Origin of the sequence: Streptomyces sp. NPDC059994 (genome assembly GCF_042737755.1) — a bacterium.
GTDB lineage: Bacteria > Actinomycetota > Actinomycetes > Streptomycetales > Streptomycetaceae > Streptomyces.
In genome coordinates this window covers 1-11,122 of the sequence record NZ_JBHWUR010000168.1, presented here as the reverse complement: position 1 = coordinate 11,122, position 11,122 = coordinate 1, and the positions used below count along the sequence as shown (strand labels likewise).

The window sequence follows — 11,122 nt, the reverse complement described above, 5'->3', positions numbered from 1 at the left end:
GAGTTGCCTGCGCGTCACGGCCACAGTCCTACCGGGTTCCACCCCACGAAGAGGGTAGAACCCAGGAACTGATCACGACATCACACAGGCCCTAGTCCAGCCGACGAGGCGAGGGGCGGGCGAGCCAAACGGGGAACGCCCACCTCCACCCATTTCCCCAAGCAGGAGGACTCCCGTGTTGGAGCTGCCGATACACCAACTCCCCGCCTCCGCCCGCTGGTTTCCCCGTGCCTCTGCGGGGGCGACAGCCCTGGCCGAGCACACTCTCGCAACCCAGGTCGGCCGCCTGTGGGTGGACCGCGCCGACCGACCCCGCGCGGTCGCCGTCGCCTGCGCGGGCCATGTCCTCCTGCGCGGGGACCCGGGTGCCGTGACTCCCGCCGCGCTGGCCCCACTGGCTAGCCGCTACGTGCAGGCCCCGGCCCAGTTCGTACCGCTGCTCGGCGCCTCCTTCGACCGTGTCGTGCCCTGGGAGCGGATGGCGTACATCCAGCGCGAGAAGCCGGAGGCGCCGCGGCCCCCGCACGGGGTGACCGTGCGGCGTATGAACGCAGCCGACACCCAGGCACTGGCCGCGCTCGACACCGAGTCCTGCTGGATCCACGCCAGTTGGGGCAGCCCCGGCGGGCTCGCCACCTCCGGACACGCCTGGGGTGCCTTCCACAGGGACCGCCTTCTCGCGGTCGCCTGTACCTACTTCCTCGGCAGCCGGTACGAGGACATCGCCGTGGTCACCGCACCCGGCCACCGCCGCCAACAACTCGCTCTCAGCTGCATCGTCGCCCACTGTGCCGACGTTTCCGCCCGCGGCCGTACGGCCAGCTGGACGTGTTCCCGGTACAACCGGGCCGGCCGCCTGCTCGCGTGGACGGCCGGTTTCCGTCTGGAGCGGGAGTACGTCCACCATGCGACCGGGCCGGCAGCGTCCCGGGGGATCACGAACACCCGCGTTACCGCCCGGACGGGGTGACTTCGCATGCGGATGGGCGGTGTACGCCGACGCGCTGTCGGAGTACGCCGCCCTTGGGAGAGACGAGCTGCGGAAGGGGGCCCGCGCTGCCGTTCCGGCTACTTCGGATCGCGGTTGAAGACCGCCTTCGACCAGTAGTAGCCGAGGACGGTGAGCGCCAGGCACCAGGCGATGGCGAGCCAGCCGTTGTTGCCGATTTCGGTGCCGAGCAGGAGGCCTCGCAGGGTCTCGATGGCGGGGGTGAACGGCTGGTACTCGGCGATCGGCTGGAACCAGCCCGGCATCGCGTCGACCGGGACGAAGGCGCTGGAGATGAGCGGCAGGACGATCAGTGGCAGCGCGTTGTTGCTGGCCGCCTCGGCGTTCGGGCTGACCATGCCCATCCCGACCGCGATCCAGGTGAGCGCCAGAGCGACCAGCGCGAGCAGCCCGAACGCGGCCAGCCACTCCAGGGCCGTGGCGTTCGTGGAGCGGAAGCCGATGGCCACCGCGACGGCGCCTACGAGGATCACGCTCATCACCGACTGCACCACACTGCCGAGGACGTGCCCGATGAGTACTGATCCGCGGTGGATCGCCATCGCGCGGAAGCGGGCGATGATGCCCTCGGTCATGTCGTTGGATACGGACACCGCGGTCCCGACCACGGTGCCACCGATGGTCATCAGCAGGATGCCCGGCACGACGTAGGCGATGTACGCGGAGCGGTCGGCGCCGCCGCCCATGCCCGCGCTCATCACGTCGCCGAAGACGTAGACGAAGAGCAGCAGCAGGATGACCGGGGTGAGCAGCAGGTTCAGGGTGAGGGAAGGGTAGCGGCGCGCGTGCAGGAGGTTGCGTCGCAGCATCGTGGACGAGTCGCGTACGGCGAGAGTCAGGGAATTCATCGAACGTCCTCCTTGGGGTGGTTGGGCTGCTTGGAGCTGGTCAGGGCGAAGAACACGTCGTCGAGGTCGGGGGTGTGCACGGTCAGCTCGTCCGCCTCGATGTCGACGGAGTCCAGCCAGTCGAGGATGGAGCGCAGTTCGCGCTGGGTGCCGTCGCTGGGGATCTGCAGCGACAGCGACTCGTCGTCCCTGGTGACCTCACGCAGCGCGATGGCGGCGGACTCGTACGCGGACGGATCGGAGAACCGCAACCTCACGTGTCCGCCCGGGATCAGCCGCTTCAGCTCCTCGGCGGTGCCCTCGGCGGCGATCCTGCCGCCGTTCAGCACCGCGATACGGTCGGCGAGCTCGTCGGCCTCATCCAGGTACTGCGTGGTGAGGAAGACAGTCACGCCGCCAGAGACCAACTCGCGGATGATCTGCCACATGTTGTGCCGGGCACGCGGGTCGAGACCGGTGGTCGGCTCGTCGAGGAAGATGATCCGCGGATTGCCGACCAGCGTCATAGCGATGTCCAGGCGGCGCTTCATCCCGCCCGAGTAGGTGGACGCGGGCTTCCTCGCGGCCTCGGTGAGGTCGAACCGCTCCAGCAGCTCGGCGCTGACCCGCCGCCCCTCCCTCCTGGACAGGTGGTGCAGGTCCGCCATCAAGAGCATGTTCTCCTCGCCGGTGATCAGGCCGTCTACGGCGGAGAACTGCCCCGTGACGCCGATCGCGGCACGCACTCCGTCCGGTGACGTGGCAACGTCGTGGCCCGCGACCTGGGCCTGGCCGCCGTCGGCGGAGATGAGCGTGGACAGGATCTTCACGGCGGTGGTCTTGCCGGCGCCGTTCGGCCCGAGCAACGCGAACACGGACCCGGCCGGGATGCGCAGGTCGATGCCGTCGAGGACGGTCTTGTCGCCGTACGACTTGCGCAGACCGACGGTGGAGACGGCGGCGGGCGACTGCGGACCATCGCCCCGCCTGGACGTGGGCATGACAGATGAAGCCATGGAGCCCTCCCGTTCAAAGGGTGAGGTGACTGGGTGAGTGGGGTTTGCGGGGCGGCTACTCAGACACTCAGGTCCGGGCGCGGCGGACGTCGATGTTGCCGTAGCGGGTGCGGGCGCGGACCTTGACGGTGTCCTCGGTCTCCTCCGGGGCCTCGGACGCGGTGAGCGTGTTGCGTACCTGGCCGGAGCCCGAGCTGGCGTCGAGCCAGGCGGCCGTGCCCTCGCGGATGCCGACCTCGATCGCGCCGTAGGAGGTTTCCAACTGCACCGTGCCGCGAGCCACTTCGCCGACCCGCAGGGTGCCGTGGGCGGTGGTGGCGGTGACCGAGTCCTCGGCGCGCGCGATGTCGATGTCCCCGTTGGCGCCGCTCACCCGCAGCTCGCCGGTCGCGGCGCCGACGGTCGTGGTGCCGTGCGAGTTCTTCAGGACGGCGGAGCCGTCCACGGTGCCGACGCGCAGGCTGCCGGAGCTGGTGGTGATCTCGGCAGTGCCCTCGACACGGTCGACGGTGATGGACCCGTGTGACGCCTTCAGGTGCAGCGGCCCGGTGGTGTCGAGGCGCACATCGCCGGATGAGGTCTTCACGCGGACCTCGCCGAGCCGGCCCTCGCCGAGCGCCTGGGCCCAGGCGCCGGTCATGTCGATACGCGAGCCCGTGGGCAGCTCGACCGTCACGTCGACGGTGCCGGTGCGGCCCAGTCCGAGCAGATTTCCTTTGGGCGTCCTGACAGTCAGTGCGCCGTTCGCGTACGTGACCTCGGTCTGCTCGGCCGCCCGTACGTCCAGGTCCCTCTTCGGGTCACGAGGCCGCACCTCGACGACGGTGTCGAGGCGGTCGCCCGCCGTGAACTGGATGGAACCGGCCTCCACGTGCGCCGTGGCGGAGATCGCTTCGGGGGTGTCGAAAGAAGGCATGGCTGTCCCGTCCTCTTGGGTAGTCGGGGCGTCCCCGCTGGTGGGGACGTGAGGTGAGTGAACTGGGGGCGGGCAGGGCGCGGCTAGCGCACCCAGCCCGTGAAGTTCTGTCCGATGGCGCGCGCCTTCTCCGTCGTACGCGGCCGCGTACCGCCGTCCACCGCGGCTGCCACGGCCCGCACCAGCCACGCGTTGACCGAAAGGCCCTCGCGGCCGGCGGCCTCCTCGGCGCGCGCCTTGAGGTGAGCCGGCAGACGCAGATTGACGCGGGCGGTACCACCCTCGTCACCGTCGGCGGGCACCTGCGCCGCGAGCGGTTCGACGGGCGCGGTCGGCTCCACCGGGGCACCGTTGGCGGGCGGAAGCGTCACCACGAAGTCGGGGTCGAGCCCGCGCAGCCGTACGTCGACCGAGCCGGGGGCGAGTTCGCGGGTGACCTCGTCCATCGCGGCGGAGAGCACGTTGAGCATGGTCAGCCGCGTCGCCGACTCCAGCGGAGCGGTGAGCCTCTCCGCCAGTGCGCGGGCATCTTCGCCGCCCGCTTCGGCGGCCACCGCGAGTTCGCGGCGAAGGTTGTCGACATACGGGGTGAGGTCCATGACGTCATAATGGCACCACTATGGTGTCACTCGCAAGCCTCAATGGCACATCAGGTCGTGCGCCCTAGGGACTGCCCAAGAGCTACCTACCCTGACCTGCGAAAATACCAAGAGGGCAGCCTGAGTCATTGTGATGCCACGCGCACTCATGCGCTGCTTGGGTCGCGAAATGGCGCCGGGTGGCGCCACCCGGCGCCACGTAACGCCATGGGATGTCGCAGGGGGTGGCCTGCCCCTGCACGCCGCGCTCGGCGTCAATGAGCCGTCACTGGAATTCGGCGAGCCGCCGCCGTAGTCCGACGACGAACAGTGCGCCCGCGAGCAGCAACGCGCCGCCTGCTGCGGGTGCCTGAGTGCCGATAGCGTCCCGGCCGGTGGTGATGGCCTTCTCGTGGTGCGCGGAATTGATCGCGGTCACCCGGTCCAGGGCCTTCATCCAGGCCCCGAAGTGGGCGTTGGAGGTGTCGGACGTCCAGCCGATACAGAACTCCGTGGCCTCGCGCAGCCTGCCCTGGGCGATCAGTCGCCTGAAGGTACGGTCGTCCTTCTGGTAGACGGCGTATGCCTCGACGGTCTTCTCGGCCGCCTCGCGTTCCCCGGGGAAGGTGATGTTGTCGAGTTCGCGCCGGTACTCGCCGGTGAACTGTTTGTCCGCGTGGTCGCGCTCGTACGCACTCCAGGTCTCGGCCAGTTTCGTGGCGTACGTGTCCAGGCTCGCGTCCTCGATCCCGTACAGCTTCTGCGACTTGTCGAAGAACGTGAACTCGTACCCCGTCCGGCGCGAGGGGTCGAGCAGGAAGCGGCTCTCGTCCGCGTTGGCGTCGTAGCCCAGTGCCTTGGACCGCGACAACGCGACCACCGAGTCGAACGAGTCATGCCGGGCGATCTTCAGCTGGTCCGCGGAGATGGTCAGAAGCCGGCCCCCGCACACAAGTGCTACCAAGGCGCAGAGCGTCGCCGCGAGCAGTGCCGGGTTGAAGACGCGCTGGAAGCGGCGGGCGAGCCGGACCTGGAGAACAACGAGGTCGGCCACCAACAGCAGCCCGAGGACGACTTCGGCGCCCAGTTGCACGGACAGGTCCGAGCGCGATGTCACGTACTCGTGCTCGTACACCGCGTTGTTGGTGTCCACGAGCTTTCGGGCCTCGGGGAGCAGATGTGCGGAGAGCAGGTCCGTCGCCCGGCCATAGTCCGTGCGGGCCAGGTCCTTGCCGCCGGGGTGCTCGTCGTTCTCCAGGGCGCGGCCGATCAGCTCCTGGTATTGCGCGAAGGTGTCGGTCAGGGCGACGACCGTGTCCTCCGTCGCCTTGTCGCCCTCGGCCGCCGCGCCGAGCGTGCGCAGGGAGCGGCTGATGGTCTGCTGGGCGTCGGTGTAGAAGCCCTGGGCCTTGACGTACGACTCGTCGAGACGGCCCTTGTCGGTGCCCGAATCGCCTCTGGAGAGAAGGATGTTGGCGGCCTGTGCGTCCATGTCGTTGAGCGCCAGGTTGAGCTGGGTGGCGGCGACGGTGCGGGGCGCGTCCCGGTGCGCGATCGCGTTCCACGTGCCGGAAGCGGCGGTGGCGGCGACGACCAGCAGGATCAGCAATCCGGTACCGAGTGCGAGACACACCGCGCGGGCCAGCCGAAGTCGGCCGGGCGTGGTGGTCCAGTAACGCTCGACGGCGTACTTCAGCAGTCGGACGAGCCGGGCGACGGCAATGGGAGACCGTCGCCACGGCTGTCCTCTGCGCGGCCCCCCTCCGGACCGCGAACCCGGGTGGCCCCCGTGACGAACGGCCGACGCGGGGTCTGGTTCAGCAGCCGCCGGGGCCCCCGCTCCCTGACGCTGCCCGGCACCGGCGGTGATCGCCACTCGCCCTCCAACCTCACGCCACGGGCCGTTCGTACGAACCCGTGTCACACCAGCATGGGGGCGGGAGTTCGATTGATCGCGTACGTTGACGGGTCCCTGACGCCCAGGAGCCTTGGCTTAACGCGTACCTGATGGCGAAGGCTTCCGGCCACGGCGAAACAGGGCTTCAGCCCTCCCGAACCGACCCCGCCTCGGCGTCGGCGAGCGCCGCGCCCACCTGCCCGGCCAGGGTTCCCGCAACCAGACGGGCCTGCAGAGGTACGACCTCGCCCCGTCCCGGCCGCATCATGAACCGGCCGTAGTAGTGGCCCTTGCCGGTGGCGCGCAGCTCCACCTCCTCCTGCGGCCAGCCCCGGCGCTCCACGTCCCATCTGCCGCGCGTGGTGGTGATGTCCCCGTCCTGCCCGAGCTGCGGCGGGTGGCCAAGCAGCGACCCGTACTCGAAGCGGCAGCCGTCCAGGCCGAGCAGTTCCGTGAGCTCGGTGCGGACGTGCTCGATGACAGCGTCGGCGGACCTCGTGCTCTGAGCGAGCATTGCTGTTCTGTGGATGCGGGCCAGCTGGTCGGCGTCGGTGACGGTGACCGCCTTCAGGCGCCGCACCCGTGTCGCCTGTTGCGAGACGGCAAGACCCACGGCGAGGAGCAGCACGGCGATGGTGATGTCGTCGCCACTGGAGATCGTGAACCGCTCATAGGGGTGGGTGAGGAAGAAGTCGAACCACGCGGCCGAGGAGAGCGCGGCGAGCGCCGCAGCCCCGCGGTGCCCGTTGGCGGCCACCTCCACCACGACCGCGACGAGGATGAGCGCCAGGTTGGTGTTCGCCAGGTGCGTACGGAAGGGTACGAGGACGCAGGTAACGGCGAACGGGCCGACGACGGCCGCCGCCAGCGCGAGCCGGTCGCGCGGCGGAACGGCGAGCCGGGCGGGCGGGGAGCGGCGCCCCGCAAACCCTGGCAGTGAAATCCCGGACATGGCCACCTCCGGCACTCCCCGTCCTCGACTGCCGCCATCGCGTACTCCATCACCCCTCCGCTCCCAGAAGGCCCTGACGGCGAGAACCAGGTCCTCTTGTTCATCGCAGCCGAGGACGACCTGGGCAACGAGTACACCGACTGGGGTGGCGTCTTCGGCCTCGCCCCGGATGGCTCGCGGACCCAGGGTGAGGTCTCCGGGCAGCCGGGGCTGCCCGCCGCCGCGCGCACCCTTCACCTCCGGATCACGTTCCTGCGGGGCGGCCAGGAACAGCCGTACGAGCTGACGCTGTCGCTGTCCTGAACGGGTACGGAGCAACAGAACGGCCCTCCCATGTGAACCCGTTCGGCGGCAGCCCATCGCCAGAAGCCGTCCGGGCACGCACGCTGTAGGGGAGACCACGCGGAGGACGGCGGCAGTACGGCTGGCGCGGAGACGGATCTCGTCTGCCCGCAGAAGCCTTGGGTTGTGGATCACTCCTTGCATACGCCGGTGCCGCCGTCTCCTTGATGGCCGGAACTGTTCGCATCGCCGTACGTCAGGAGCACGCCGATGGCCGCTGCCGACCACACCCGCACGAGTCGCCTGCGGGAGTGGATGCTGGAGGGGCTGTCCGACATGGCCAAGCCCGCGCACGGCTCCCAGGCTCCGCCCGAACTCGCCCACAAAGGGCAGCGATGGTGGCGGGTGATGTGTCTGACCGGTGTCGACTACTTCTCCACTCTGGGCTACCAGCCGGGCATCGCCGCGCTGGCGGCCGGGCTGCTGTCACCGGTGGCCACGATCGTGCTCGTGATCGTCACCCTGGCGGGCGCCCTGCCGGTGTACCGGCGGGTGGCCGAGGAGAGCCCGCGCGGCGAGGGGTCGATCGCGATGCTGGAGCGGCTGCTGTCGTTCTGGAAGGGCAAGCTGTTCGTCCTGACCCTGCTCGGCTTCGCGGCGACCGACTTCCTCATCACCATCACCCTTTCGGCGGCGGACGCCTCCACCCACCTGGTGGAGAACCCCCACCTGAACGACGCGCTGCACGACAAGCAGATGCTGATCACCCTGGTGCTGGTCGCCCTGCTGGGCGCGGTGTTCCTCAAGGGCTTCCTGGAAGCCATCGGGGTGGCCGTCGTCCTCGTCGGCTTCTATCTGGCCCTCAACGTCGTGGTCGTGGTGACGGGACTCTGGCACGTCATCACGCAAGGGCATGTGATCACCGACTGGTCCACGGCGCTGACGGCCAAGCACGGCAACGTCTTCGCCATGGTCGGCGTGGCCCTGCTGGTCTTCCCGAAGCTGGCGCTCGGCCTGTCCGGCTTCGAGACGGGCGTCGCGGTCATGCCGCACGTCGAGGGCGACCTCGGCGACACCGAGGAGAAGCCCACCGGCCGCATTCGGGGCACCAAGAAACTGCTGACCACAGCCGCCGTGATCATGAGCGTGTTCCTCATCGCCACCAGCTTCATCACGACGCTGCTCATCCCGGAGGACGACTTCAAGACCGGAGGCAAGGCCAACGGCCGCGCGCTGGCGTACCTGTCGCACGAATACCTCGGCAACGCCTTCGGCACGGTCTACGACGCCTCCACCATCGCCATCCTCTGGTTCGCCGGCGCCTCGGCCATGGCCGGGCTGCTCAACCTGATGCCCCGCTACCTGCCCCGCTACGGCATGGCCCCGCACTGGGCGCGCGCGGTGCGCCCCATGGTGCTCGTGTTCACCCTGGTCGGTTTCCTGGTCACATGGATCTTCGACGCCGACGTGGACGCCCAGGGCGGCGCGTACGCCACCGGTGTCCTGGTCCTCATCAGCTCCGCCGCCATCGCGGTGACCATCGCCGCCCGCAAGGCCCACCAGCGCAACTGGACCATCGCCTTCGCCGTGATCTCCGCGGTCTTCCTCTACACGACCGTGGTGAACGTCATCGAGCGCCCCGACGGTGTGAAGATCGGCGCCTGCTTCATCGCGGGCATCATCCTCATCTCTCTCCTGTCGCGCCTCGCCCGCGCCTTCGAACTGCGCGTCACCGACATCACGATGGACACCATGGCCGAGCGGTTCGTCCGTGACATCGCCAGCCGCCGGATCCGCTTCATCGCCAACGAACCGGACCGGCGCGACGTCGCCGAATACCGCGACAAGATCAAGCAGATCCGCGAGGACAACGACCTCACGGCCGAGGAGGACTTCGTCTTCGTGGAGGTGACCATCGGCGACCCCTCGGAGTTCGAGGCCCGCATGAACGTACGCGGCGAAGTGCTGCACGGCCGCTACCGCGTACTGACCCTGGAGAGCTCGTCGATCCCCAACGCCCTGGCGGCCCTGCTCCTGCACGTACGTGACACCACCGGCCAGCGCCCGCACATCTACTTCGAATGGACGGAGGGCAGCCCCTTCGCCAATTTCCTCCGCTTCTTCCTCTTCGGCCAGGGCGAAGTCGCCCCCGTCACCCGCGAGGTGCTGCGCGAGGCGGAACCCGACCGGGGCCGCCGACCCCGGGTGCACGTCGGCTGAACCGGGCGGGACGACGGCGCCAACGCCACCAGGACATCGGGGTCACCGTCCTTCACCACCGTGCGGTTCACGGGTTCTCCCTCCCCGCGCGGGACCGTCGGCGGATCCCGGGGGCCCCGGTCGACGAGCCGGAACTCGACGCGTCCGTCGAGTGCGCTGGCCGTGATCAGGACGCGCTGCCCGGCAGGGGTGTGCCGGGCAGCGTTGTTCAGCAAGTTGGCGACCACCCGCTCCAGCAGGGGTGGGTCGGCGAGGACGGTGAGTGCCTCGTCCAGTCCCTGGGCGTCCATGGCCGGCGCGTCGGGTGGCAGTGCGTCGAGGACCAACGGCAGCACTTCGTCCAGCGCCGTGGCGCGCAGGCTCAGGTTCAGCGCCCCGGCCTGGAGGCGGCTCATGTCCAGGAGGTTGTCGATCAGCCGGCTGAGGCGGGCCATCGACGCGTCGGCGGTGGCGAGGAGTTCGTCGCGGTCCTCGTCGCTGAAGTCGACGTCGCGGCTGCGCAGCGAGGCGATGGCGGCCCACCCGGCCGCGAGCGGGGTGCGCAGGTCGTGGCTGACGGCGGCGAGCAGTGCGGTGCGCATCCGGTCGGCGGCCTTGACCGGTTCCACCTCGGCGGCGACCTCGGCGAGCCGGGCTCGTTCGACGGCGACGGTGACATGCGCGGCGAATGCGGCCAGCACCCTGCGTTCGGAGGACGGCAGGGTGCGACCGCGCAGCACGAGACGCGCCTGCTCGCCGACCGGGACCTGGACGACACGGCCGTCGTCCACCACAGGCTTCTCGGTGAGTTCCGCGGAGTCCATGCCGAAGGTTTCGCGCGTACGTTCCAGCAGCGCCGGGATCGCCCGGTCGCCACCGCCGACGGCGCCACCCTGCCCGGACGCCCCCTGGTCCTCGTCCTGACCACGTCCGTGGTCGTGGTGACGCTGGTCGTCCAAGGCTTCTCGCTCGCCGCGGTCGTCCGTCGCTCGGGGATCGCGCTCGAACCCGACCACACCGAACGCGAGGAAGGGCACGCCCGCCTGAACCTCGCGGACGCCGGAATGCGGCGCCTGAACGAGATAGCGGAGCTCGAAGCCGTGCCGGAGGTCGTCGCCGACCGCCTGCGCCGCGCACTCGAAGCCCGCCAGAAACACGCCCGCGAGCGCCTCAGCGCCCCCGACAGTGCGGCCGAGTCCGCCGAGCACGTGTACCGCCAGCTGCGCCGCGACCCGATCCTGGAGGAGGCCGCGGAACTCCAGCGCCTCTACGACGACCACCGCATCAGCGACACCACCCGCCGCCGCCTCCAGCGCTCACTCGACCTGGAGGAGGCGCGCCTGGCGGACGTCTGAGACCGTGTTTGAGATGTGTTCAGTGGGTTCGTTGTAGTGGTCGTGGTCCGTGCCTGACAGCGGGGCCGCCTCGGGTGAGCCGGCGCAGCAT

The 11,122-nt window shown here is 69.7% G+C and carries 9 protein-coding genes and 2 pseudogenes; 4 read left to right on the top strand and 7 right to left on the bottom strand.

Features of this window, described 5'->3' with window-relative positions:
- The first annotated feature begins 175 nt into the window (after positions 1-175).
- On the top strand, positions 176-970 hold the full coding sequence (locus tag ACFWA7_RS38430) for a GNAT family N-acetyltransferase (RefSeq protein WP_385827816.1): 795 nt from the start codon (positions 176-178) through the stop codon (positions 968-970).
- Positions 971-1,068: 98 nt separating this feature from the next.
- On the opposite strand, the gene ACFWA7_RS38425 is transcribed toward ACFWA7_RS38430, so the two are convergent.
- The 6 genes from ACFWA7_RS38425 to ACFWA7_RS38400 all read right to left on the bottom strand — a co-directional run bounded on the left by ACFWA7_RS38425 (position 1,069) and on the right by ACFWA7_RS38400 (position 7,195).
- Positions 1,069-1,857 carry an ABC transporter permease gene (locus ACFWA7_RS38425; protein ID WP_385827813.1) on the bottom strand — a complete coding sequence of 263 codons (789 nt, stop codon included), beginning with the start codon at positions 1,855-1,857 and terminating at the stop codon, positions 1,069-1,071.
- Positions 1,854-2,852 carry an ATP-binding cassette domain-containing protein gene (locus ACFWA7_RS38420; protein ID WP_385827811.1) on the bottom strand — a complete coding sequence of 333 codons (999 nt, stop codon included), beginning with the start codon at positions 2,850-2,852 and terminating at the stop codon, positions 1,854-1,856. The genes ACFWA7_RS38425 and ACFWA7_RS38420 overlap by 4 nt, the downstream gene beginning before the upstream one ends.
- A gap of 67 nt (positions 2,853-2,919) precedes the next feature.
- Entirely contained in the window at positions 2,920-3,768 is an 849-nt protein-coding gene (locus ACFWA7_RS38415; protein WP_385827809.1) for a DUF4097 domain-containing protein, read from the bottom strand.
- A gap of 83 nt (positions 3,769-3,851) precedes the next feature.
- Complete coding sequence (locus ACFWA7_RS38410; protein WP_385827807.1) at positions 3,852-4,367, bottom strand: hypothetical protein; 516 nt, start codon at positions 4,365-4,367, stop codon at positions 3,852-3,854.
- A 265-nt stretch (positions 4,368-4,632) separates the two neighbouring features.
- Entirely contained in the window at positions 4,633-5,955 is a 1,323-nt protein-coding gene (locus ACFWA7_RS38405) for a hypothetical protein (RefSeq protein WP_385827805.1), read from the bottom strand.
- A gap of 433 nt (positions 5,956-6,388) precedes the next feature.
- The gene (locus ACFWA7_RS38400; RefSeq protein ID WP_385827803.1) at positions 6,389-7,195 is read right to left on the bottom strand and encodes a DUF4118 domain-containing protein; all 807 of its coding nucleotides are present in this window, start codon (positions 7,193-7,195) and stop codon (positions 6,389-6,391) included.
- Between the two features lie 96 nt (positions 7,196-7,291).
- Here ACFWA7_RS38400 and ACFWA7_RS38395 point away from each other — a divergent pair, with 96 nt between their 5' ends.
- Together ACFWA7_RS38395 and ACFWA7_RS38390 are read left to right on the top strand one after the other, a co-directional pair.
- Entirely contained in the window at positions 7,292-7,498 is a 207-nt protein-coding gene (locus ACFWA7_RS38395) for a hypothetical protein (protein ID WP_385827801.1), read from the top strand.
- 249 nt (positions 7,499-7,747) lie between these two features.
- Entirely contained in the window at positions 7,748-9,697 is a 1,950-nt protein-coding gene (locus tag ACFWA7_RS38390) for an amino acid transporter (protein WP_385827799.1), read from the top strand.
- A 110-nt stretch (positions 9,698-9,807) separates the two neighbouring features.
- On the opposite strand, the pseudogene ACFWA7_RS38385 reads toward ACFWA7_RS38390, so the two are convergent.
- A pseudogene (locus tag ACFWA7_RS38385) lies at positions 9,808-10,278 on the bottom strand (sensor histidine kinase); the annotation flags it as partial.
- 264 nt (positions 10,279-10,542) lie between these two features.
- Between ACFWA7_RS38385 and ACFWA7_RS38380 the strand changes: the two are divergent.
- A pseudogene (locus tag ACFWA7_RS38380) lies at positions 10,543-11,031 on the top strand (Na+/H+ antiporter); the annotation flags it as partial.
- Positions 11,032-11,122 lie beyond the last annotated feature (91 nt).

What these genes read in the sequence shown, in the direction of transcription:
- ACFWA7_RS38420 (WP_385827811.1), bottom strand. Translation starts at nt 2,852, where the DNA reads ATGGCTTCATCTGTCATGCCCACGTCCAGGCGGGGCGATGGTCCGCAG.
- ACFWA7_RS38415 (WP_385827809.1), bottom strand. Translation starts at nt 3,768, where the DNA reads ATGCCTTCTTTCGACACCCCCGAAGCGATCTCCGCCACGGCGCACGTG.
- ACFWA7_RS38410 (WP_385827807.1), bottom strand. Translation starts at nt 4,367, where the DNA reads ATGGACCTCACCCCGTATGTCGACAACCTTCGCCGCGAACTCGCGGTG.
- ACFWA7_RS38400 (WP_385827803.1), bottom strand. Translation starts at nt 7,195, where the DNA reads ATGTCCGGGATTTCACTGCCAGGGTTTGCGGGGCGCCGCTCCCCGCCC.
- ACFWA7_RS38425 (WP_385827813.1), bottom strand. Translation starts at nt 1,857, where the DNA reads ATGAATTCCCTGACTCTCGCCGTACGCGACTCGTCCACGATGCTGCGA.
- ACFWA7_RS38390 (WP_385827799.1), top strand. Translation starts at nt 7,748, where the DNA reads ATGGCCGCTGCCGACCACACCCGCACGAGTCGCCTGCGGGAGTGGATG.